Annotated in this window: 18 protein-coding genes and 1 pseudogene; 9 read left to right on the forward strand and 10 right to left on the reverse strand. The window is 63.4% G+C overall.

Annotation, left to right across the window (positions count from 1 at the left end; translation table 11 throughout):
- Nucleotides 1-32: 32 nt before the first annotated feature.
- Together ACOKS3_RS12080 and ACOKS3_RS12085 are read right to left on the reverse strand one after the other, a co-directional pair.
- On the reverse strand, nucleotides 33-1,400 hold the full coding sequence (locus tag ACOKS3_RS12080; protein WP_422763071.1) for a sensor histidine kinase: 1,368 nt from the start codon (nucleotides 1,398-1,400) through the stop codon (nucleotides 33-35).
- On the reverse strand, nucleotides 1,381-2,067 hold the full coding sequence (locus ACOKS3_RS12085; RefSeq protein WP_422763072.1) for a response regulator transcription factor: 687 nt from the start codon (nucleotides 2,065-2,067) through the stop codon (nucleotides 1,381-1,383). Before ACOKS3_RS12085 ends, ACOKS3_RS12080 begins: the two co-directional genes overlap by 20 nt.
- Before the next feature lie 134 nt (nucleotides 2,068-2,201).
- Between ACOKS3_RS12085 and ACOKS3_RS12090 the strand changes: the two genes are divergently transcribed.
- The 4 genes from ACOKS3_RS12090 (at nucleotide 2,202) to ACOKS3_RS12105 (ending at nucleotide 8,658) form a co-directional block, all read left to right on the forward strand.
- Nucleotides 2,202-2,882 (forward strand): response regulator transcription factor, encoded by a 681-nt coding sequence (locus ACOKS3_RS12090; protein WP_422763073.1) that lies wholly within the window; start codon nucleotides 2,202-2,204, stop codon nucleotides 2,880-2,882.
- Between the two features lie 114 nt (nucleotides 2,883-2,996).
- Entirely contained in the window at nucleotides 2,997-4,430 is a 1,434-nt protein-coding gene (locus ACOKS3_RS12095) for an efflux transporter outer membrane subunit (RefSeq protein ID WP_422763074.1), read from the forward strand.
- Nucleotides 4,427-5,578, forward strand: a complete 1,152-nt coding sequence (locus ACOKS3_RS12100; protein WP_422763075.1) for an efflux RND transporter periplasmic adaptor subunit — start codon at nucleotides 4,427-4,429, stop codon at nucleotides 5,576-5,578. Before ACOKS3_RS12095 ends, ACOKS3_RS12100 begins: the two co-directional genes overlap by 4 nt.
- A complete protein-coding gene (locus ACOKS3_RS12105) occupies nucleotides 5,575-8,658 on the forward strand; it encodes an efflux RND transporter permease subunit (protein ID WP_422763076.1) in 3,084 nt (1,027 codons plus the stop codon). The genes ACOKS3_RS12100 and ACOKS3_RS12105 overlap by 4 nt, the downstream gene beginning before the upstream one ends.
- Here ACOKS3_RS12105 and ACOKS3_RS12110 read toward each other — a convergent pair.
- The 3 genes from ACOKS3_RS12110 to ACOKS3_RS12120 all read right to left on the reverse strand — a co-directional run bounded on the left by ACOKS3_RS12110 (nucleotide 8,655) and on the right by ACOKS3_RS12120 (nucleotide 12,026).
- Entirely contained in the window at nucleotides 8,655-9,509 is an 855-nt protein-coding gene (locus tag ACOKS3_RS12110; protein WP_422763077.1) for a LysR family transcriptional regulator, read from the reverse strand. The genes ACOKS3_RS12105 and ACOKS3_RS12110 overlap by 4 nt on opposite strands.
- A 128-nt stretch (nucleotides 9,510-9,637) precedes the next feature.
- Nucleotides 9,638-10,966, reverse strand: coding sequence for an MFS transporter (locus ACOKS3_RS12115; protein ID WP_422763078.1), 1,329 nt, complete (start codon nucleotides 10,964-10,966; stop codon nucleotides 9,638-9,640).
- Nucleotides 10,967-11,048: 82 nt separating this feature from the next.
- Entirely contained in the window at nucleotides 11,049-12,026 is a 978-nt protein-coding gene (locus ACOKS3_RS12120; protein ID WP_103446943.1) for a hydroxyacid dehydrogenase, read from the reverse strand.
- Nucleotides 12,027-12,250: 224 nt separating this feature from the next.
- Here ACOKS3_RS12120 and ACOKS3_RS12125 point away from each other — a divergent pair, with 224 nt between their 5' ends.
- Together ACOKS3_RS12125 and ACOKS3_RS12130 are read left to right on the forward strand one after the other, a co-directional pair.
- Nucleotides 12,251-12,928 (forward strand): RraA family protein, encoded by a 678-nt coding sequence (locus ACOKS3_RS12125; protein WP_422763079.1) that lies wholly within the window; start codon nucleotides 12,251-12,253, stop codon nucleotides 12,926-12,928.
- Nucleotides 12,929-13,008: 80 nt separating this feature from the next.
- The gene (locus ACOKS3_RS12130; protein WP_374755299.1) at nucleotides 13,009-14,235 is read left to right on the forward strand and encodes an MFS transporter; all 1,227 of its coding nucleotides are present in this window, start codon (nucleotides 13,009-13,011) and stop codon (nucleotides 14,233-14,235) included.
- A 4-nt stretch (nucleotides 14,236-14,239) separates the two neighbouring features.
- Here the strand turns inward: ACOKS3_RS12130 and ACOKS3_RS12135 are convergent, their stop codons facing one another.
- Both ACOKS3_RS12135 and ACOKS3_RS12140 read right to left on the reverse strand, forming a co-directional pair.
- Entirely contained in the window at nucleotides 14,240-15,580 is a 1,341-nt protein-coding gene (locus tag ACOKS3_RS12135) for an MFS transporter (RefSeq protein WP_422763080.1), read from the reverse strand.
- A 45-nt stretch (nucleotides 15,581-15,625) separates the two neighbouring features.
- Nucleotides 15,626-16,546, reverse strand: coding sequence for an SMP-30/gluconolactonase/LRE family protein (locus ACOKS3_RS12140; RefSeq protein ID WP_422763081.1), 921 nt, complete (start codon nucleotides 16,544-16,546; stop codon nucleotides 15,626-15,628).
- A 333-nt stretch (nucleotides 16,547-16,879) separates the two neighbouring features.
- Between ACOKS3_RS12140 and ACOKS3_RS12145 the strand changes: the two genes are divergently transcribed.
- Together ACOKS3_RS12145 and ACOKS3_RS12150 are read left to right on the forward strand one after the other, a co-directional pair.
- Nucleotides 16,880-18,142 (forward strand): OprD family porin, encoded by a 1,263-nt coding sequence (locus ACOKS3_RS12145; protein ID WP_422763210.1) that lies wholly within the window; start codon nucleotides 16,880-16,882, stop codon nucleotides 18,140-18,142.
- A gap of 238 nt (nucleotides 18,143-18,380) precedes the next feature.
- Entirely contained in the window at nucleotides 18,381-19,097 is a 717-nt protein-coding gene (locus tag ACOKS3_RS12150) for an IclR family transcriptional regulator (RefSeq protein ID WP_103446948.1), read from the forward strand.
- Between the two features lie 19 nt (nucleotides 19,098-19,116).
- Here the strand turns inward: ACOKS3_RS12150 and dsdC are convergent, their stop codons facing one another.
- Genes dsdC through ACOKS3_RS12165 form a run of 3 tightly spaced genes read right to left on the reverse strand, consistent with a single transcriptional unit; the run spans nucleotide 19,117 to nucleotide 22,817 of the window.
- Nucleotides 19,117-20,055, reverse strand: coding sequence for a DNA-binding transcriptional regulator DsdC (dsdC, locus tag ACOKS3_RS12155; protein WP_103446949.1), 939 nt, complete (start codon nucleotides 20,053-20,055; stop codon nucleotides 19,117-19,119).
- A gap of 34 nt (nucleotides 20,056-20,089) precedes the next feature.
- Nucleotides 20,090-21,439: a D-serine ammonia-lyase gene (locus tag ACOKS3_RS12160; protein ID WP_422763082.1), complete on the reverse strand. Its 1,350-nt coding sequence runs from the start codon at nucleotides 21,437-21,439 to the stop codon at nucleotides 20,090-20,092.
- Nucleotides 21,440-21,473: 34 nt separating this feature from the next.
- Entirely contained in the window at nucleotides 21,474-22,817 is a 1,344-nt protein-coding gene (locus ACOKS3_RS12165; RefSeq protein WP_103446951.1) for a GntT/GntP/DsdX family permease, read from the reverse strand.
- Between the two features lie 239 nt (nucleotides 22,818-23,056).
- On the opposite strand from ACOKS3_RS12165, the pseudogene ACOKS3_RS12170 reads away from it, so the two are divergent.
- Nucleotides 23,057-23,444, forward strand: a pseudogene (locus ACOKS3_RS12170) (chromate transporter); the annotation flags it as partial.
- Nucleotides 23,445-23,488: the final 44 nt, after the last annotated feature.

The raw sequence follows: 23,488 nt of genomic DNA on the forward strand, positions 1-23,488 counted from the left end.
GGAACCGTCAGGGGTGCAAGCCCCTGGCAGGTTCAGTGGTCCAGTTCGCGGCCCTTGATGGTGATGAGGCAGCCAGGCTTGGCATCGCTGACCTCCAGCGACAGCTCGTGCAGGCGCGCCACCGCAGCAACCATGCTCAAACCCAGCCCGTTGCCCACCGTATGGCGGCTGCTCTCGGAGCGGTAAAGCCGGCGGAACACCGCTTCGCGTTCTGCTTCCGGAATGCCCGGCCCTTGGTCGGCCACCGTCAGCGTCACCCCCCGATTGGCTTTCACGACCTCGACGGTAATGACAGAATGATCGGGCGAGAATTTAATGGCGTTGTCCAACAGGTTGCAGGTCGCATCGAACAACAGCTGCGGATCGCCTGAGATCATTGCGGTCCCCTTGCCGGTGGCCAGGCGCAGGCTGATGCCGCGCTCCTCCGCCAGCGGCTCGAAGAATTCTACTGCATCTTCGGCGATGCGATTGAGGTCCACCGACGCGAAGTGGCTGCGGCGTACGCTGTCTTCGATTTCCGAAATCCGCAGCAAGGCGCGGAAGGTCGACAGCAGGCCTTTGGCGTCGCCCAGTGCCGAGTCGATCATCTGCGCATATTCCTGCTCGCTCAAACCGCGCCGCTGGGCCCGCTCCAGGCCGGCGATCAGGCGCGTCAGCGGGGTTCGCAGGTCGTGGGCGATATCGTCGCACACGCCTTTCACTTCACTCATCAGGCGCTCGAGTTCATCGAGCATGCCATTAACCACGGTGGCGATCCGGTCGATGTCGTCCAGGCTGCCCTTGATCGGCAGGCGCCGGCTCAGGTCGCCTTCGACAATGCGCCTGATGGCCGCACTCAGCGAGTTCAGGCGCAGGCGCGTGGCGTTGCCCAGCCACACCGCGCCGAACAGCCCGACCAGCAACAGCAAGGCGCCACCGGACGCCAGCGCCTGCACCAGCAGCTCGTCGAATTCGTGGATGTCGTAGACATCCTGGGCGACCACCAGGACGTTGCCGTCGCTCAGCACGTGCTTGATGAAACGGATGGGGCGATGGCCACCGGTGGGCTTGTCCCAGCGAAATTCGTCGGGCTTGTCGAAGGCCGGCGCATCCGGCATTGCCTGCAGCGCACCGGCCAGTACCGTGCCGTTGGGGGCGAACAGCGTGTGCGGCACGCGGCCTTCACGGTCCTGTTCGGCATGCCGGGTCATCTCTTGCAGGCGTACTTCGGGCGATTGCGCGCTACGGCTGTCGATCTGGCGATGCAGGTTGGCGTCGACTTCCTGCTTGAGGTAGATGGCCGTCTTCCAGTAGGTGTAGCCGAACAGGCCGAGGAACGAGGCACCGAACAGCACCAGGAACAGCAGGCCGGTGCGAAAGCCACTGGTGCGCGGGATTTCGCTAAGACGCACGGAGGACATAGCCCGCCCCCCGGATGGTGTGCAGCAGCGCCGAATCGCCTTCGGCTTCCAGTTTTTTACGCAGCCGGCCGATGTGCACTTCGATGACGTTGGTACGCTCATCATAGGCATAGTCCCAGACCGCCTCGAACAGCATGGTGCGGGTCACCACCTGGTCGGCATGTTCGGCCAGGTAGTGCAGCAGCGCATACTCCCTGGGTAGCAGGTTGATCTTGCGCTCGCCCCGCTGGACCGTGCGCCGTACCTGGTCGATGACCAGGTCGCCCACTTTCAGCTCATGGCTCTGCTGGACCGGGCGTGGCGCCTGACCGCGGCGGATCAGCGCGTCGAGCCGCGCGGTCAGTTCGATGAACTCGAACGGCTTGGTCAGATAGTCGTCGCCGCCAGCCTGCAAGCCGCGCACGCGCTCATCGAGCGTGCCGAGGGCACTGAGCACCAGCACCGGCGTGCTGTTGCCCGCCGCGCGGATGGAGGTCAGCACGCCCAGGCCATCGACCTGCGGCAGCATGCGGTCGAGGACGATAAGGTCGAACGGGCTGCTGATGGCCTTGAGGATACCCTCGCGGCCATCGTGGGCCAGGGTCACCTCGAAACCGTGGTCTTGCAGGGCTGCCTCGATTTCCCGGACAGTCGCCATGTCGTCTTCGACGACCAGTACGTGCGTCATGAATGCCTCGCTTTGGGCGGTTGCGCTGTATCACGGAGGTTTCACAACCTCACGGGCATAGTGTTGCGCTTTGCGGTGAACAGCCAGGTCGCCGCTAATTAAACTAAAGTTTATCGGGTTCAGGGAGCGCGCCAATGCGAATACTGCTGGTGGAGGATGACGCGGTGGCTGCCGCCTACCTGCAGCGTGGGCTGGCCGAGGCCGGCCATGTCGCGGACATTGCCGAAGACGGGGCAGAAGGCCTGGACATGGCCCTGGAAGGTCTCTACGACGCGGCCATCGTCGACCGCAAGCTGCCTCTGCTGGATGGCCTGGAGCTGGTGCGCAGCCTGCGCAGCGAAGGCATCACGATACCGGTGCTGATGTGCAGCGCCCTGGCCAGCACCGAACACCGCGTCGAGGGCCTGCGCGCCGGCTGCGACGACTACCTGGTAAAACCCTATGCCTTTGTCGAAGTGCTGGCGCGCCTGAATGCGCTTCTGCGCAGTGCCGGCCTTGCCAGTGCTACCGGCGAGTTGCTCAACGTGCCCGGCCTGCAGCTTGATTGCCGCACCCGCCAGGCCAGCCGTGGCGGCAGGCTGATCCAGCTGCAATACCGCGAAACCCTGCTGCTGGCCAAGCTGATGCGCCACAGCGGCCAGCTGGTGACCCGCGACATGCTGCTCGAAAGCGCCTGGGACTATCACTTCGACCCGAAAGACAACGTCATCGACAAACACATCTACCGGCTGCGCCGAAAGCTCGACGAAGGGTTCGAGCAGTCGCTGATCAGGACTATCCCCGGGGCGGGGTATCTGCTCGAACCGCAACCCTGACACTACCTAACATTTAGTTTATTTTCAGGCGAATGGCCTGCCAGGCAAGCCTGCGTATCGTCGTGCCCAACGCTGGACACCTGTCCACTCAGGGGTTGATGGAGACGCTTTGTCATGGCTTTTCCCTTGCGGGCCAACCGCCCGTTCTTTTCATTCATGCGCGGCCTCGGCTGTTGTGCCTTGCTGTCACTGGCGGGCTGCTCGTTCGTGCCCGCTTATCACACGCCGGATGTGCCGAGCGCATCAAGCTGGCGGGCCGCGGATCAACCAGGCGCTGCGGCGCGGGGCGGTGAATGGTGGCGCGAGTTCCACGATGACGCGCTGAACGCGCTGGTCGATCGTGGCCTGCGTGGCAATTACACCCTGGCCGCCGCCGTCGCGCGGGTCGAGCAGGCACGTGGCAGCGCCGCCGTTGCCGGGGCAGGGCAGTACCCCCAAGTCACCCTGGATGGCAACTACCAGCGGCAGAATAACTACTCGACCACCGCCAAACGCAGCATTTCCATCGGCGCGACCTACGAGGTCGACTTCTGGGGCAAGCAGCAGGCGATTGCGGACTCTGCGGACGAGCTGGTCAGTGCCAGCGCCTTCGATGCGCAGACCGTGCACATGACCCTGGCCGCCAGCATTACTGACAGCTATTTCCAGGTGCGTTCGCTGGATCGGCGCATCGCATTGGCCCAGAGGATTGTCGCCGATGCTCAGCAGCTGTTGGATCTGGTGCAAGTCCAGGCTAATCTCGGTGCCGCCTCCGACCTCGAAGTCGCCCAGCAACGCAACGTGCTAGAGACCTACCAGGGCAGCCTGCCGGCGTTGCAGGAGCAACGTGACCAGGCGCTCTACCAGCTTGCCGTGCTGGTGGGCACGACCCCTCAAGGGTTCTCCTTGGCGCCGGCGCACGAGGCTGCCAGCAAAGTGCCGGCCCCAGCCCTTGGCCTGCCAGTCGACCTGCTGGCCCAGCGGCCGGATATCCAGGCGGCCGAAGCGCGCCTGAAGTCAGTCAACTTCGATATCGGCGCTGCCCGGGCAGCATTCCTGCCCAACGTCTCGCTGAACTTGCTGGGCGGCCTCGACACCCTCGGTGGCGGCAGCATCTGGAGCGCCGTGGGTACCGTCAGCCAGCCGCTGTTCACCGGCGGCCTGCTCAACGGCCAGCTGACCGTGACCAAGGCCCACGCGCAGGAGCTGCTCGCCACTTACCGCGAACTGTGGATCGAAGCCCTGCAGGACGTGCAGACCCAAATCAGCGCCTCCCAGCAGTCGGCCAAAAGCTATTCGCTCAATACCGCGGCCGTGGCGTCGGCGCGCGAAGCCTCGCGCCTGGCGCAGGTGCGCTACCGCCTGGGCGCCACCGACTTCCAGACCCTGCTGATCGCCGAGCGCACCCAGTACCAGGCCGAGGATGCCTTGCTGCAGATCGACCTGCAGCAGCTGCAGGCGGCGGTCGGGCTGTTCCGGGCGCTCGGTGGCGACTTCGACCCTTCAGTGACGAAACAGCTGGCAAGCCACGCCCCAGCGGCGCCTCTGCAAACGGAGACAACACGATGATGTTCACAACTCACCCGCGCCGTTTGGGCCTGGCCATCGCCGGCATCGGCTTGTTGACCTTCGGCTACATGCGCTACGACGGCGCGGCCCCGGCCAAGGCTGTGCAGGCAGCGCCCATCCCAGTGCAGATCGCCCAGGTGACCGGGCAGGACATGCCGGTCTGGCTGGCGTCCATCGGCAATGTGCAACCCCTCAACAAGGTCAATATCCGCGTGCGCGCCGACGGCGAACTGACCGGCATCCGCTTCGACGAAGGCCAGATGGTCGAGGCCAATGCCGTGCTGGCGACCATCGACTCGCGCGCCTACAAGGCGCAGTTCGCCCAGGCACAGGCGCTGGTCGTCCGTGACCAGGCGCAGATCGGCAACCTCAAGGTCAGCCTCGACCGCGCCAGCAAACTGGCCCTGGCCAAGGCCGGCCCAACCCAGGATGTCGATACCTACAAGGCGCAACTGGCCGCGCAGCAGGCCAGCCTGCAAGCCGATCAGGCCGCCGTGGACAATGCCCGGCTGCAACTGTCGTTCACCGAGGTGCGCGCGCCGTTCGCCGGGCGCACTGGCCAGCGGCAGCTGGATGTCGGCTCGATCATCCATGGCAGCGAGGCCACCGGTTTGGTCACGCTGACGCAGATGGACCCGATTTCGGTGTCGTTTGCGGTGTCCCAGGATGAGCTGCCCGGTATCCTCCAGCAGCAGGCGCGGGCGCCGCTGCAGGTGGTGGCAATGAGTGCCGATGGCCAGCGGGAAATCGCCCGCGGCAAGCTGACCTTCATCGACAGCCAGGTGGCGGCGGCCAGTGGCCAGGTGCAGCTCAAGGCGCAGTTCGACAATGCCGCCCAGCAGCTTTGGCCCGGCCAGCTGGTCAGTGCACGGGTGCTGGTCGATACCCGGCAGAACGTTACCGCAGTGCCGGCCAGCGCCGTGCAGATGGGGCGCGAGGGTAACTACGTGTACGTGGTCGATGGCCAACAGCAGGTGCAGGTGCGCAAGGTCGATGCCGCACCGCTGGTGGTGGCCGGCGAGCAGTGGATCCGTGACGGCCTGAAGGTGGGCGAGAAGGTCATTGCCAATGGCCAGTCCCGCGTGGCGCCTGGGGTCAAGGTGATGGACGCGAGGCAGGATGTGGCTGCGACGGAGGCTCAACGATGAAATTCTTGCTTGGGCTGGTCGGCCGTCGGGTGGGCCTGAGTGTGCTGGCGCTGGCGGTCCTGCTGCTGGGCACTGCCGCGTATTTTCGCTTGCCGGTGGCGGCCTTGCCCACCGTCGATTTCCCCACTATCCAGGTTACCGCCGTGCTGTCGGGGGCCAACGCCGAAACCATGGCCAGCTCGGTCGCGACGCCGCTGGAAAGGGCGTTCGCCACGGTGCCGCAGGTGACCTCCATGTCTTCGAGCAACGCCGCCGGCAAGACCCAGATCGTCCTGCAGTTCGACCTCGACCGCGACATCGATGGCGCCGCCCAGGATGTGCAGGCGGCCATCAACACGGCATCGGCCAGCCTACCGACGACCATGACCACGCCACCGCGACTGAACAAGGTCAACCCGTCCGAAGCCACCGTGCTGTCGATTGCCGTGACCTCGCCGGTACGCACGATGCCCGAGCTCGACCGCTACGTGGACAACTACATCGCCCAGCAGTTGTCGCAGGTGCCCGGGGTCGGGATGATCGACTTCCATGGCGAGCAGAAGCCTGCCGTGCGCGTGCGCATCGACCCGGACCGGCTGGCCGCCCGGGGCCTGACCCTGGAAGACGTGCGCTCGATCATCGGCGTCAGCACCATCGATCAGCCCAAGGGCAGCCTCGATGGCCCGTCGCAGTCGATCAGCCTCGGTGCCACCGACCAGATGCTCAATGTGCAGCAGTACCACGACCAGGTGGTCGCCTACCGTAGCGGCATGCCCATTCGCCTTGGCGACCTGGGCGAGGTGGTGCAGGCGGCCGAAGACACCCAGCAATCCGCTGTGCTCGAGGGCCAGCCGACGGTCATCGCCGACCTGCACAAGCAGCCCGGCTACAACGTGATCAGCACCATCGAGAACGTCCAGGCCCGCCTGCCAGGCTTGCTGGCCCAGCTGCCCGCCGACGTCCAGGTGCACATCGCCGGCGACCGCACCCAGACCATCCAGGCCTCGGTGAACGACGTGCAGTTCACCCTGCTGCTGACCATCGCCCTGGTGGTACTGGTGATCTTCCTGTTCCTGCGCAGCGCGGTCGCCACGCTGATCCCTGCCATGACCATCCCGCTGTCGCTGGCCGCGACATTCGCCGTGATGTACCTGCTCGGCTACAGCCTGGATAACCTGTCGATCATGGGCCTGGCAATCGCGGTGGGCTTTGTGGTGGACGACGCGATCGTGATGATGGAGAACATCGTCCGCCACCTGGAAATGGGCAAGTCACGCCTGCAGGCGGCGCTGGACGGGCTGGCAGAAGTGGCGATGACCATCGTCTCGATGACCGTGTCGTTGATTGCGGTGTTCCTGCCGGTTTTGCTCATGAGCGGCATGGTCGGGCGTTTGATGCGCGAGTTCGCGGTTACCGTCAGCGTGGCCGTGGCGGTGTCCTGCGTGATTTCCCTGGCCGTGACGCCCATGCTCTGTGCCTGGCTGCTCAAGCCGCATGCCGGGCACGCCCCGCGGGGCCGCTTTGCCCGGGTCAGCGAGGCTTGCTTCGAGGCGATCCAGCGCGGTTACGAAACCTCCCTCGACTGGGTGCTCGGCCATCAGCGCCTCGCTTTGGCGGCGATGCTGGCCACGGTCCTGGCCACCGGCCTGCTGTTTACCAGCATCCCCAAGGGCTTCTTCCCCGAACAGGACACCGGCCTGATTACCGCCATCGCTGAAGCGGCGCCGGACAGTTCACCGGCCAGCATGCGCGAGCAGGTCGGCCAGCTGGCTGCCATCGTCGGCCAGGACCCGGCGGTGGACAAAGTCTATTACTGGGTCGGCCCCAACCCGACCATCAGCCAGGCACGCATGGTGATCGGACTCAAGCCGTTCGAGTCACGCAGCGACTCGGCCCGGCAGGTAATCAACCGCCTGCAGGCGCCATTGGCGCAGGTGCCGGGCATCCGCCTGTTCATGCAGCCGAACCAAGACATCCAGTTTGGCGGCAAGGTCAGCAAGACCCAGTACCAGTACACCTTGCAGGATGCCAACTCGAACGAGCTCGACCAGTGGGCCGACAAGCTGCTGGGTGAGCTGAAGAAACTGCCGCAATTGCAGCATGTCAGCTCGGACCAGCAGCAGGGCATCGCCCAGGCCACGCTGGTGATCGACCGCGCTGCCGCGGCGCGGCTGGGCGTGGATGTGCAAGCCATCGACAATACGCTGTACGACGCCTTTGGTCAGCGCCAGGTGGCGACGATGTTCACCCAGCTCGACCAGAACCACGTGATCCTCGAACTCGACCCATACTGGCAGGAATCGTTGTCGACCCTTGAGCACCTGTACGTACGCGCCGCCAGCGGCGACCTGGTGCCGCTGAACATGCTGGCCCGGGTCGAGCGCGAGCTGGTGCCGGTGCTGATCAACCACCAGGGCGTGTTCCCCGCCATCACGCTGTCATTCGACCTGGCGCCCGGCATGGCGCTCAGTGATGCGGTGACAGCAGTGCAGCAGGTGTCGGCCAAGCTCGGCATGCCCGACACCGTGCAGGGCTCGTTCCAGGGCTCGGCCCAGGCGTTCCAGGACGCCATGAAGTCGCAACCGTGGCTGATCCTGGCGGCGATCCTGACGGTGTATGTGATCCTGGCGCTGCTGTACGAAAACGCCATTCACCCGCTGACCATCATCTCCACCTTGCCGTCGGCAGGTTTCGGCGCGTTGGTGGCGCTGTGGCTCAGCGGCCTGGACCTGTCGATCCTGGCGATGATCGGCATCATCCTGCTGATCGGCATCGTCAAGAAGAACGCGATCATGATCGTCGACTTCACCCTCGATGCACGCCGTCGCGGGCTGACGGCGGTCGAGGCGGTACGGGCCGCGTGCCTGCTGCGCCTGCGGCCGATCCTGATGACCTCGCTGGCGGCGCTGCTGGGCGCGGTGCCCCTGGCCTTCGGCCACGGTGCCGGCGCCGAATTGCGCCAGCCGCTGGGCATCGCCATCGTCGGCGGGTTGCTGGTGTCGCTGGTGCTGACCCTGTACTCGACCCCGACCGTCTACCTGTGGTTCGAGCGCTGGCAGGCCCGGCGCGAAGTGCGGGCGGGGCAGGGCGAGTTCGCCTAGCGCCCCAGCAGCTGCCCCACCAGCCACTGCCCGGCGGGCCCCAGCGCCCGCTGGCGCGACCAGGCCACATCCATGGCCACCCGCCGCGGGTAACCGGCCATGGGCAACTCCACCAGGCCACTGCCGAAGCGCGCCACCAGCGCCTTGGGCAGTTCGGCCCAGCCGAAGCCGCGCACGGCGAACTCCAGCAAGGTCAGGTAGTCCGGTGCCGACCAGGCCTGGCCGTGGCCATGGGGCAGGCTCGGGGCGTAGGTCTTGATATATAGCTGGCGTTCGTTTTCCAGGTGCTGCGGTTGCAACGCCGGCAGCTTCGCCAGCGGGTGTTCGCTGCTGACATAGAGGCAGAACTCCGCCTGCTCGGGCAGCCGCGCCACGCTGACATCTGCAGGGTAACGGTCCTGCGCGGCGAGGATGCCGATGTGCGCCAGGCCTTGCTGCACCAAGTCGATCACGTCGGCATCTTCGGACGGGCCGCAGCGCAGCTCGGTGTGCGGGTAGTGTTCGGCGAAGCGGCCCATCGCCGCGCCCTGGAAGGTCACGCTGTAGCTGTCTGACATCACCACTGACACCAGCGGTTCAACCTGGTCAGCCAGGCGCACGGCCAAGGCATCCAGTTTGGCGCTGGCATCGAGGATCGCCTCGACGTGGTTCAGCACATGATGGCCGGCGGCATTGAGCGTCGGGTGACGACCGGCGCGGTCGAACAGGGGGCAACCGATGTCGGCCTCGAAGTTGGCGATGGCGATGCTGATGGTCGACTGGCTCTTGCGCAGTTTGCGTGCGGCAGCAGAGAACGAGCCGAGGGCGGCGGCTTCGACAAAGGCGACGAGGGCTTCGGGGGAGTAGCGCATGGGTATCGATAAAAACCATGGATGAATGGCCATGAGTATCGATCCGGTCAACGTGCGAGGCAAGCATGCGCTTGGCAGATGCCCACGTTCCCTGCGGAAGGTGGGCAGCGCAGCGCTACGGCCAGGGCTTACTTCGCGCCTGCCACGCTAGCGGCTTCAGCCTGCTCGCGCTGGCGCTTGCGACCGATCACCAGTACACCCATGGCGGCCAGGGTGCACAGTGTCGCCAGGGGCATCAATGCCAGGGCGTAGCTGTTGGTGGCGTCGTGGATGGCACCGTAGACGTTGACCATCAGGCCCCCGCCGATCAGGTTGGCCATGGCGCCGACGGCCGCCAGCCCGGCGGCTGCGGTGGACGAGGACAGCCAGCCGGAGACCAGTGCCCAGAAGGGGCCCTTCATCGAATAGGCACCCACCAGCACCATGGTCAGCATCACCACCGTGGCTGGCAGCGAAGAGGTGAACAGCGTCATCAGCAGGCCAGCGGCGATCAGCAGCATGGTCATCGCGGTGTGCCAGCGGCGCTCGCCGCTGCGGTCGGAGCTGCGCCCCCAGATGATCATCGCAACCGAGGCGACGCCATACGGGATGGCATTGACCAGGCCGATCTCCATGGCGCTGAGGCCGAAGGTTTTCAGCAGTTGCGGTGCCCAGACGCTCATGGTGCTACCGGCGGCGGAAGCCCCGGAGTAGATCAGCGCCAGTACCCAGATGTCCTTGTGGCGCAGCAACTTCCACAGCGAAATATGGCCGATGGCGGTCTTCTTGGCGGCCTCGGTCGCCAGGCGTTGGGTGAGCCAGCCGCGTTGCTCGTCGCTCAGCCACTTGGCCTGTTCTGGGCGGTCGGTCAGTACGAACAGGCAGGCGATGCCCAGCAGGACTGCCGGGATGCCTTCGAGGATGAACAGCCAGTGCCAGCCGCGCATGCCCATCCAGCCATCCAGGCTCAGCAGCAGGCCGGACAGTGGTGAGCCGATGAAGTTGGCGGCCGGGATCGCCACCATGAACAGCGCCACCATGCGTGCGCGGTAGGCAGACGGCAACCAGTAGGTGAGGTACAGCAGCACGCCGGGGAAGAAACCAGCTTCGGCAGCGCCAAGCAGGAAGCGCATCACGTACAGCGAGTTGGCGCCCTGGACGAACGCCGTGCCAGCTGAAATCAGTCCCCAGGTGATCATGATGCGGGCGATCCAGATCCGCGCGCCATACCGTTGCATGGCCAGGTTGCTGGGCACTTCAACCAGGAAGTAGGAGAAGAAGAACAGGCTGCTGGCGAAACCGAAGACCTTGGCCGAGAGTTCCAGGTCGTGGTTCATCTGCAGCGAAGCCATGCCGATGTTGCCGCGATCGATGATCGCGATCAGGTAGCAGACGATCAGAAAAGGTAGCAGGCGCCAGGCAACACGGCGCATGGTGCTGCGTTCGAGGTCGTCCGGCGTGGATGTCACTGAAGTCATGAGGCTCTCCAATTGTTTTTTTTCTGGAGTGACGCGTGGTGAAAGGCGCCCCCTCTCACGAAGCGGCGCGGGAGGGCTGCAATCAGCTGTCAATCAGGTGGCGGTTGACCACGCAACGAGGATCCAGGGCATTGCCCGCCAGGATATCCAGAACCTGCCTCACGCAGACCAGACCGACACGGTCTCGGGCTTCGGTGGTGTTGGCGCCGACGTGCGGCGTGGCGACCAGGGTCGGCAAGCCCCACAGCGGGCTGTCGGCCGGTGGTGGCTCTGGGTGGAAGGTGTCCAGGCCAGCACCGGCAAGGCGGCGCTCGCTCAGTGCTTGTACCAAGGCGTCCGTGTCGATCAGTTCACCGCGGGCAGTGTTGATCAGGATGGTGCCCGGGCGCATGCGCGCGAGTTGGTCAGCACCGATCAGACTGTGATTGGTCTCGGTCAGCGGGCAGTGCAGGCTGATGATATCGCTTTCGGCCAGCAGGCGATCAAAATCCTCTTCACGCTCGACATGGGCGCGCGCTGGCAGCTGCTTGAGGTAAGGGTCGAACACTTTGACCTTCATGCGTAGCGGCGCCACCAGGTCCATCAGAACGCTGCCGATCGATCCCAGGCCAATCAGGCCCAAGGTCTTGCCGGACAGCTCGATGCCGTTGGCCGAAGCCTTGTCCCAGTGACCTTCACGCATACGCGCATCGAGCAGGGCGGTCTGGCGGGCGACGCTGAACATCAGGGCAAAGGCATGCTCGGCCACCGACTGTGCGTTGGCACCTACCGCGATCGACACCGGTACCCCGCGCTCGGCGGCGGCCTGGATATCGATGGTGTTGAAGCCGACACCGTGCTTGGCGATCAGCTTCAGCTTCGCGCTGGCCTCGATCATGCCGCGGGTCAGGCTGCCTTGGCGAACCACGATGGCGTCGGGCTGCTCCGCGCGAATGATGGCTACCAGCTCTTCTTCCGGAAGGTAGGGCGTGGTGGGGACGACCCGGACGCCCTGGTCGGCGGCAAGTTTCATGGCCTCGGAGGCAAGTTCGGGGCCGGTAAGCAGAATGGTACGGGGCATCGTGAACACCTTTTTATTGTCAGGGCAGTCGCTGTAGCTCGGAGACAGCGATGGTGTGACCCTATCATAATGAAACGACGTTGCAAGGAAATAAATTCCATGCTCGTATGCCCGGAGATAATCGGCAAAAAAACCGATTGATAAATGATTATTGCAATGCCATTCTAAAAAACAGATTCGGCGGCCGCCGATGACACCGAATAAAATCAATAGAGGTATGTCACATGAGCATTGGCTTCCAAGTGCTTGAGCGCACGCGAAAAATTGGCGAAGAATGGGTTGGCCGCTACCGTGAGGTTCCGGTCGCTAACGTCAGCGACTCGATGAACCGCATGACCGCAGGCGGTGCCCGTCTGCGGCCCATGCATCGCGAAGGCGTGCTGTGTGGTCCGGCCCTCACCGTCAAGGCGCGTCCAGGTGACAACCTCATGCTGCACTACGCCCTCGACATCGCTCAGCCGGGCGATGTGATCGTGGTCGATGCCGGCGGCGACCTGACCAACGCCCTGATCGGCGAAATGATGGTGGCCTATGCAGTCAAGCGCGGTGTGGCGGGCATCGTCATCAATGGCGCCATCCGGGATGCGGCCAATATTGGTGCGGGTGACTTTCCGTTGTTCGCCGCCGGTGTGTCGCACCGTGGCCCCTACAAGGACGGCCCGGGCGAGATCAACGTGCCGATTGCCATTGATGGTATGGTGATCGAGCCGGGTGACCTGGTGATCGGCGATGAGGATGGTTTGCTATGCATCCCGTACGACCAGGTTGCCGATGTCTATGCCCGTGCCACGGCCAAGCATGCTGCCGAAACTGCTCAGATGGAGCATATTGCCCAAGGCACCAACGACCGCTCCTGGGTCATTGAGTCCTTGAAGAAGAAAGGCTGCCTGCTGCCAGGTTGACCCCTTGACCTGCTGCGCACCTTGCGATGGGGTGCGCAGCGGGCGCTGGGCTGGCGCGGGTCTAATGAGGATTCGCAGACTTGACCGATTCAGCGTCGTCACATCGTAACCAGTGGCCGTCGGCCATCCGGGCGCTCGCCCACCGTAATTTCCAGATCTATTTCGTCGGCCAGGGTGTTTCCACCCTGGGCAAGTGGGTACAGCAGGTGGCGTTGGCCTGGCTGGCCTATCACCTCACGGGTTCGGCCGTGCTGCTGGGGCTGATCACCTTTCTTTCGCTGGCTCCGCAACTGCTGATCGGCCCGCTGGCCGGCGCCTGGATCGACCGGCATGACAAGCGTCGATTGCTGATCATCGTGCAAGTGATCCTGACCTTGCAGTCGTCGGTATTGGCGCTTTGTACCTGGTTGGGTTGGGTCGATGGCCCGGTTATCGCCGGCATGGCCTTGCTGCTGGGTTTGCTCAACGCCCTGGAAACACCGTTGCGTCAAGCCTTGATCGGCAGCTTCGTCGATGACCCGGCCGACCTGCCCAACGCCTTGGTGCTCAATGCCATGCTGATCAACGGCGCACGCTTTGTCGGCCCGCCACTGGCTGGGGCACTGATCGCGTTCGCCGGTGAGGCAACCTGCTTCGCGCTGACGGCCGTAGCCTTCCTGGCATTGCTGTTCGGCTTGCTGAAGGTGCGCGGTCACGCCAGCCCCAAGGCCAGTGGTTCGACTGCGCAGGTGTTTCGCGAGGGGCTGGCATACATGTGGCAGACCCGCCAAGTGCGCCAACTGCTGGTCAACGTGATCATGGTCAACCTGTTTGCCTCCTGCTATGCAGCGCTGCTGCCAATCCTGGCCAAGGCGGTGTTTGCCGGGGATGCGCGGGTACTGGGTTGGTTGTGGGGAGCGGCGGGGGCTGGTGCCTTCGTGGCGACCCTGGTGCTGGCATTCGGCGGTGCATTGCCTCGCCTGCGCCAGTTCACCGATGCCGGGGCGCTGCTGTGCGCGGCCGCTCTGGTCGGGCTATGGCTGGCCGGCGTGCTGCCGTTGGCGCTGCTGGCGCTGGCGTTGCTGGGTTTTGGCATCACCTTGAGCAATGTCAGCACCAACATGCAGTTGCAGAGTGGTGCGCCGGGCCACCTGCGTGGTCGGGTTATCGCTTTCTACATCGCCATGCGCTTTGGCTTCGAGGCCTTGGGCGGGATGATCGCCGGGCTGGTCGCAGCCCGCTGGGGGGCACCGGCGACCCTGGGGGTCGCGGGTGCAGTGCTGGTGCTGGGGTTGCTCGGGCAGTACGGCCTGCGTCGCCGCACCTGATCGCTCAAGCGGCCTGACCTTGGCCTTGGCCTTGCGGCGTTTGTTGCTTGGCCGGGTCGCCCAGCCAGAGCATCAGCCAGGTACCGATCAGCAGGATCGACGCTACGGCGAAGAACGGCAGGGTGAAGCTGTGCGTGGCATCCTTGATCAGGCCTATCAGGAACGGCCCGGTAAAGCCGCCGAGGTTGCCGATCGAGACGATCATCGCCAGGCCGCCCGCCGCGGCGCGGCCGGTGAGGAAGGTCGAGGGAATCGCCCAGAACGTGGCCTGGAACGACAGGATGCCGGCCACCGCCAGGCACAGGCTGGCAATCTTCAGCAGTGGCTGGTCGATCAGCGCCGCGCTCACCAGGGCCAGGGCAGCGAACGCCAGCGCGCTGACCACGTAGGGCAGACGGTGGCTGCTGCGGTTGGCCAGGCGCGCCCATAAGGTCATGGCCAAGGCGCCTAGCAGGTAAGGCAGCGCCACTACCAGGCCGACCACGCCACTGGAAATCCCCAGGCTCTTGATGATCTGCGGCAGCCACAGTCCGATGCCGATGGAGCCGACGATGCAGCAGAAGTTGATCGCCGCCAGGGTGAACACCTTGGGATTGGTCAGTGCGGCGCGCAGGGTGTTGCCGTGGGCGGCACCTATGGCCTGCTGCTCCTGGGACAGGCGCTGGGTCAGCCAGGCCTTTTCCCGTGGGTTCAGCCACTTCGCCTTGGCCGGGCTATCGACCAGCACGAACAGGCAGGCGATGCCGAGTAACACGGCAGGTATCGATTCGGTGACCAGCAGCAGTTGCCAGTTCTTCAGGCCCCAGACACCGTGCTGTTCCATCAGCCAGCCCGACAGCGGCGAGCCGACGATGTTGGTCACCGGGATGCCCAGCAGGAACGTTGCGGTAGCTTTGGCTCGCCATTTACCGGGGAACCAGTAGGTGAAATACAGGTACACCCCCGGTGTGAAGCCCGCTTCGGCAAGCCCCAGCAGGAAGCGCGCGATGCTGAAGCTGATGGGGCCGGTGGCGAACGCCGTGGCCATGGAGATCAGCCCCCAAGTGATCATGATCCGCGCTATCCACACCCGAGCGCCGAAGCGCTGCATCAGCAGGTTGCTGGGGATCTCGAACATGAAATAGCCGAAGAAGAACAGGCCGGCCGCCCAACCGAACATCGTCGCGGTCAGGCCCAGGTCCTGGTTCATGCTGATGGCGGCGAAGCCGACGTTCGTGCGATCGAGGTAGCTGATCACGTAGCAGATGAAGATGAACGGCACCAGGCGCCACAGCACGCGGCGCATCAGGCGTTCGCCCTCGGCGTCGCTGAGCGGCGCCTGGGCAGCGGGGGTTTCTTGGGTCATATCGTCACTCTTTTGTATTTATTGTGTGCGCTGACAGGCGCGGCTTCAGCTGTGGGAAAACATCGTTAGCCCCGGCGCGCTGGTGCGAACCTGCAGGATGCTGCCGGTCTCGGATTCGGTGATGAACAAGGTTTGCCCGTCGTCGCCACCAAAGGCCAGGTTGGTGTTGCTGATACCGGCGCAGGAGACAATGCGTTGCAGCGGCTCGGCGACCTTCGACAGCTTCCACACCGAGCCGAAGCCGGTGTGGGCGATGTACAGGTTGCTCTGCGCATCCAGTGCCAGGCCGTCCGGCCCGCCCAGGCCGCCGTGCAGTTGGGCGAACACGCCAACCTTGCCGATGATCGAGCCGTTGCCCAGCGGGATGCGCCAGATCTGCTGGGCGCGCGTCACCGCCACCAGCAGGTGATTGAGGTGGGGGTCGTAGACGATGCCGTTGGGGCTGGGAATGGTGCCCAGCAGGCAGCTCAGGTTGCCGTTGGCGTCGAGCTTGTAGACCCGCCCCGTAGCGTCCTGCAGGCCGGTCTGGCCTTGGTCGGTGAAGTACAGGTCACCGTTCGGCGCAAACACCAGGTCATTGACGCCTTTGAAACCTTCGGAACCGGCCGAGTCCAGCAGCACCTCGATGGCGCCGGTCTGAGGGTCGAGCAGCAAGATCCCGCGCTTGTAGTCGGTAATGAAGATGCGCCCGTCCTGGTGAATCTTCAGGCCGTTGGGCCAGCCATCGTACTGACAGACCAGTTCCCATTCGCCCTGGGGCGAGATGCGGAAGATCCGCCCGTTGGGTATGTCGGTCACGTACAGGCGCCCCTGGCGATCGAACGCTGGCCCCTCAAGGAACGAATCGATTGCCCGGCCCTGCCGATTGGCGTTGGCCCAGGCCGTTGGGCGCGGGTCGCGGAAACGGTCGGGCAGGCGCGTGAAGACGGTGGTTTCGACGGTGGGTGGGGCAGCAAAAAAACTCATGATGGCTCCTGGCGGCAAGGGGCGCGTGAGCGTCCAGGTCACTAGTGTTTGTTTTGTATAATGAAATGAAATTGCAAAATAGCCCATTGCGTGACGAAAGACGATCAATTTCGTCGCCTTATTTCTGGATGTTGACGAGGGTAAGGATTTTGTGAGTTCCTATAAAGGAAATGGCGTTCCAAAATATCAGCGCCTGGAGTTTAGGCAGGGCTGATTCGGCGTTAATTCCAATAACAAGAAAACCGGCGCTCGGGTTCGGGTGCCCAGGGAGCTTTCGTCTTGAAATCCTTACCTTCCTTCTGTGGTCTTGCACTTGCCGCCAGTGGCGGCCTCATGGTGCTGCCTGCGCAAGCGGATTTTCTTTCCGGCAGCCATGCCAACCTGGCAATGCGCAACTTCTACTTCAGCAGTGATAACCGCGACGGTGCCGCCAAGCCCTCGAAGACCGAGGAATGGGCGCAGGGCTTCCTGCTCGATCTGCGTTCGGGTTACACCAGCGGAGTGATCGGTGTCGGGGTGGATGCCACCGCCATGCTGGGCGTCACCCTGGACAGCGGCCGTGGCCGGCACGCGGGCAGCACGATGATTCCCTCCGATGGCGAGCGTGCGGTGGATCAGTGGGGCAGTGCGGGCGCGACCCTGAAGCTGAAAGCGAGCAAGAGCGAGCTGCGGGCCGGCCAGTTGATGCCAAAGATGCCCGTATTGGTGGCCTCCGATGGTCGGCTGCTACCACAGTCTTTCCAGGGCGTGCAGCTGCAATCAAAGGAGTTCGACGACCTGATGCTGATCGGCGGCGCTCTGGACCGCGCCCGGGGTCGGGCTTCCACCGACCTGACCGGCATGGCCGTAAGTGGCGGCACCCAGGAAAGTGACCGTTTCTACTTTGCCGGTGCCGATTACCGTGCCACCGATGCGCTCCTGCTGCAGTACTACGTCGGTCAGTTGCAGGACTATTACCAGCAGCATTTCGCTGGCCTCAATCACACCCTGGCACTGACTGACGACAGCTCGCTGACAACCGACCTGCGCTACTTCCGCACCCGCTCGGACGGCGCCAACGGCAGCGCTTCGGGGCGCGCGCAGGGTTATACGGTAGGCGGCTATACCGCCGATGGAGACGGCGAGATCGACAGCGAACTGTGGAGCGCGGCGTTCACCTACCGCCTGGGCGGTCACTCGCTCATGCTGGGCTATCAGAGCGTTTCCGACGACAGCAACTTCGTGCAGATCAACCAGGGGTCGATCGACAAGGGTGCCGGTGGCAGCAGCCTGTACCTGTGGACCGACAAGATGCTGCTGAGCTTCACCCGTGCTGGCGAGCGCACCGGCTTTGCGCAGTATGGCTACGATTTCGCGGCTTTGGGTGTGCCTGGCCTCAAGGCCTCGGTGATGTACCTCAACGGTGATCACATCCAGACCGCGGGCGGTGCCGAGCAGTCGGAGTGGGAGCGAGACTTCTCCCTGGACTACGTCATCCAGAGCGGTACCTTCAAGGGGCTGGGCGTGGCTTGGCGCAATGGCATGTCCCGCAGCGAAGCGGCCCGCAATGGCGATCAGAATCGCGTGATCGTCAACTATACCGTGGCGTTGTTCTGAGCCAGCAGCAGGAGGATTGGAGGGCAATGAGCATGGCCCGGCGTTCAGGTGTGGGGCCATCTGGCCGGTGGGCGCGGTGAGCGGCCGGCTGGTCTTCTGTTCAGGCTACTTAACCGTCAACGATGATGGTGCCGCATCGGCTCTTGCTGGCATGATGGCGGTTGCCAGGGCATTGGCAGATAATGATTTTTCTGGGCCCTGACAAAGACTTGGGCAATTCAAAGGTGAGGATCTACTGATGGTTAATGTTCGGCCGCGTCCTGCGGTGAATGGCGTGGCTTCGGCTGATCGCGTGCTGACAGTGCTCTCTGCGTTCCAGGTGGGAGACACGTCTTTGACCCTTGTGGAGCTTGTCGAGCGTACCGGACTGATCAAAAGTACCATCATGCGTTTGATGGTCTCGCTGGAAAATCATGGTTTCGTCAATCGCATGGCAGATGGGCGCTACCAGCTGGCCAGCGAGGTCATGCGGCTTAATGCGGTGTATGAGGAAGGCATCGATCTGGAGCGTCACGTGATGCCCAGGCTGCATCTGTTGGCAGAGCGTACTGGCGAGACCGCCTCGTTCTACGTGCGTCACGGCGCTTACCGGATGTGCCAGTATCGAGTGAACTCACCTCATCGACTGCGGATGCACGTTCAGCCCGGCGACATGCGACCGATGGACGACGCTGCTGGCGCCCAGGCTTTGCGTACGCCGTTCGCGAACGGTATCGCCATGCAACGGCCGTTTTTCTCCATGGGGGCCACAGACCCGCATGCTGCATCAGTAGCCTTTCCCGTATACGGCGCTGGCGACGAGTTGGTCGGTGCGCTGGTGCTTTCCGGCCCTTCCAGCAGGCTCACCCCGGAATGTGCCGATGCCTTCAACGACATCTTCTTCGACGCTACTCGCGATCTGATGCGCAGCCTTGGCTGCAAGGCCGCGGATGGCAACGTCACGACCGCTGGATGAGGGAGATTGTGTGCCTCGTTCAGCAGTTGGAGGCGCACTCCATGAGCCAGTCAATCAATACCTGTAACCTTTTCGGCATCGGGTCGTGATGCGGATAGACCAGGAAGTAACCGTAGCTGGACGCATCCACAAAGTCGCCGAACGGCAGAACCAGCTCACCTCGCGCAATACGCTCTCTGACCAGTTGTTCCCGGCCAATGGCAATGCCGGCGTGATTCAGCGCAGCGAGCGTGCAAAGGTCTGAACGATCAAATGTGAGGAATCGGCGTGGGAGTTCAATGCCGGCACCTTTACTGCTGGCCCAGAGCTGCCATTCTGCATCGAATGCGGCGTTGTCCCAGGCCGCAACGTCATGCAATGCGGTGCACTGATCCACCTGGTGCGGGTCACCTGCCAATGCATGGGTTTCTGCATAATGGGGAGAGCACACCGGGGCGATCCGCTCATTCATCAAGTGGATGCTCTGCAACCCGGGATGGTGGCCATCCGAGTAGCAGAGGACCAGGTCGATCTTGCGTGTGCGGTAGTCGATGCTCTCGTTACCGACCCTGATATCCAGCTGGATATCAGGGTAGCGGGCGGTGAACTGAGCCAGCCGCGGCACCAGCCAGCACTGTGCTACGGATGGGCGTACATACAAGGTCAGTTGGCCGGCGACCTCGGCGTGGGCGCGCTCCTGCACGGCCTCGCCGAGTTCGTCCATGGTCCGCTGCATCACGGTGAACAGGCGCTCGCCGTCTTCGGTGAGGCTGACCTTGCGCGGCATGCGGTGAAACAGCTTGAACCCCAGCTCATCTTCCAGACGGTTGATGCGATGGCTCACGGCACTGGCCGTCAGGCACAGCTCATCGGCTGCGCGAGAGAAGCTCAGGTGCCGTGCGGCCACCAGGAAAACATGCAGGCTGCCCAGGTGCGAGCCGTTGAGTTTCACGGTGGTACCGCTGCCAGGTCTGTTCATTGACCAATCCTTCTGCGCAGTGCATCGACTGCTGTTACATCGTAGCCTGCAGGCTTCGTCCTTTCGCCAGGTAAGCGTTGAACTCATCGTCCGGCACCATGCTGCCACCCGTTCCCCAGACAAGGTGGGTAGTCTGCTGCAGCTGGGCCGGGGAGAGGCCCAGGCGAGCCAGATAGTCACTCGCCTGCAGCACCCGAACCATGCCGGGTACGCCGGCCAGCGCAGAGGGTTCCAGCTTGACCTTGTCCTGTTCGAAGGCAATCACCATCAGACGGTACAATTCTTCGTCGGTCACCGTGTAGTAGCCATCGATCAGCCGCTGCATGGCTTTGCCGACGAACCCGGACGGTCGCCCGACCGCCAGGCCGTCGGCGGCGGTGATGTTGTCGATGCCGAAGTCTTGCACGCTGGTTTCATCGTGCAGGCCGGTGTACACCCCCAGCAGCATGCAGGGTGAGTGGGTGGGCTCGGCGAAAACGCAGTGCACGGCATCGCCGAATACCAGCTTCAAGCCGAAGGCGACGCCGCCAGGGCCGCCGCCAACACCGCAGGGCAGGTAGACGAACAGTGGGTGATCGGCGTCCACCTTGATGCCGGCCTGGTCGAATTGCCGAGCCAGGCGCTCGGCGGCTACGGCATAGCCCAGAAAGAGTTGTGGGGAGTTCTCGTCGTCAACGAAATAGCAGCTGGGATCGGACGCTGCCTGCTGGCGGCCCTGTTCGACGGCAACGCTGTAGTCCGAGGCGTGTTCAATGACCGTTACACCGTTGGCGCGCAGCTTGTCTTTTTTCCACTGCCTGGCGTCGGATGACATGTGCACGCTCACCTGGAAGCCCAGCTTCGCGCTCATGATGCCGATCGACAAGCCCAGGTTACCGGTCGACCCCACGGCGATCTTGTACTGGCTGAAGAACGCCCGCGCCTGCTCGCTGGCCAATACGGCATAGTCATCGGAGGGTGTGATCAGGCCGGCGGCCAAGGCCAGGTCCTCAGCGTGCTTGAGCACTTCATGAATGCCGCCCCGGGCCTTGATGGAGCCTGAAATGGGCAGGTCACAGTCGGCTTTCAGCCACAGGCTACCCACATGCTGCAGTGATCCTTCTTCGATCAGCTGCTGGCGAAGCTGCGGCAGTGGGGCGATGTGCGACTCGATAACCCCACCGGTAGCGGCCGTTTCGGGGAACACAGTGGCGAGGTAGGGCGCGAACCTCTGCAGCCGCTCGCTCGTGGCTTGCACATCAGCAGCGGTCAGGCCCACGTCGTTCAACGCCTCTGACGCTTTGGCAATACCAGGGTTGAACCAGCTGGTTTCTTTCAGGGCGACCAGTTCGGCAATGATCGGGTGGCTTTGTTGCCAGGCTTGCAAGGTTTTTCCGTGAATCATGATTTCACCTGTAGCGCAGTCTTTGCACAGTAGATCAGACAATTTTCGAAAGCAGCAGGGTCAGGCACAGGGCAATCACCGAGGCCAGCACGGTCGCTGCGGTAAATTTCTTCAGCGCATCGCTCAGCGACAGGCCGAGGTATTCCTTCACTACCCAGAACGCCGAGTCGGTAATGTGCGTCCAGCCAATGGCCCCGGCACCGATGGCGATCACCAGGATTTCCCGGTTGTATTCGGGGTGTTGGCCAAGCATCGGCAGCACCATGCCGGCCGCGCTGATCATGGCCACCGTGGCCGAACCGACCGCAAAGTGCATGATCCCGGCGATCAGCCAGGCGAGTATGATCGGGTTGAGCTGCGTCTGGTTGAGCACGTCAGCCAGTGCCTTGCCGATGCCGCTGCCCACCAGCATGTCGTTGAAGGCGCCACCGGCACCGATGATCAGCAGAATGCCGGCCAGGGGAGGGAAGCAGCGCTGAGTCAGGCTGAGCAACTGCGCCATGTCCAGGCCGCGACGTAGGCCCAGCGCCCAGTAGGCGAACACCACCGACAGCGCCAGGGCGATCAGCGGATTGCCAATAAAGGCCACCCATTCGTACAGCGAGGTGCCTTTGGCCAGCACGGTGACGGCCAGGGTCTTGCCGACCATGAGCAGCAGCGGCAGCAGCACCGTGGCGAGCGTGATGCCAAAGGCCGGCAGCGGTTGGTCGTCGGCCTGGGCCTCGCTGCGTGCGGCAAGGAACGCCTGTTGTGCTGGCGTCGCGCCGCGCTTGCAGGCAAAGCGTACCCAGATCGGGCCGGCGAGGATGGCGGTGGGCAGACCCACGATCAGGCCGTAGAGGATGACCGTGCCGATATCGGCATTGAGCATGCCGGTAATTGCCGTGGCCGCCGGGTGCGGTGGCAGGATGCAGTGCACCACCATCAGCGAGGTGGCCAGCGGCACGCCGAGGTACAGCATGCTGATGCGGGTTTGCCGGGCGACCACGTAGATCAGCGGAATCAGCAACACGAAGCCGACTTCGAAGAACACCGGGATGCCGGCGATGAAGCCCACCAGCATCATTGCCCATGACGCGTTGTGTTCGCCCAGCAGGTTCAGCAGCGTGGTGGCGATGCGTTTCGCCCCGCCCGATTCTTCCAGCAGTTTGCCGAGGATGCTGCCCAGGCCGATGATACCGGCGAGAAAGCCGAGTGTGCTGCCCATGCCCTTTTCGAAAGCAGCAACCATGGCCGTAGGCGGCATGCCGGTGCCGATGCCTACCACCAGGCTTGCAGCCAGCAGGGCGAGGAAGGGGTGGACCTTGAGCTTGCTGATCATCACCACGATCAGGAGTATCGCGGTGCCCAGGACGATTAACGAGAACGTTGGAGTCATCTTGTAGTTATCTCTGTCGCTGATCGCTTCCGTGCGAGCTTCTTGTTGGTTTCCAACCATTAGATTTCAGCGATTTGATCGACTCAAACGATCACTTCTCAAGGCACAGGTGAACTCATGTCACCCATGGCATCGAGTTGGTATTCAGGAGGTAGTGGTTAGGGGGCGGACCAGGTCACGTACCTTCTCCCTTTATTCAGTTATTGTTCGTGGAATCTGCCAATACAGAGTTGAAGATCGTGACCGATACCCCTCGAACTGACCGAAATCCTTGGGCAGTTTTCTTGATCTTTCTGGGGACTGACCTCCTTTGGCGGTCCAATCGCTCACCTGGGGTACTTGCGAGACGAATTCGTGGTGCGCCGGAAGTGGTTGAGCGAGCGTAGTTATGCGGATCTTGTTGCGCTTTGCCAGTTTTTAGCAGGCCCTGCCAGTAGTCAGGCTGGCATCGCGCTGGGCCTTTGCCGCTCAGGCTACAGTGGTGCTCTAGCCGCTTGGATGGGGTTCACGTTACCCTCGGCGATTGTCCTGACACTCTTCGCGCTGAGCATCTCCAGCCATGGCGATGTCATGCCTCCAGGTGCGCTGCACGGATTGAAGGTAGTAGCAGTGGCACTGACCGCACGATGTTCTGGAGTTTGCCCCCATGGCTGGTGGTATTGGGCACTGGC

This window comes from Pseudomonas sp. HS6-2 (assembly GCF_049325675.2).
Taxonomy (GTDB): Bacteria; Pseudomonadota; Gammaproteobacteria; order Pseudomonadales; family Pseudomonadaceae; genus Aquipseudomonas; species Aquipseudomonas putida_N.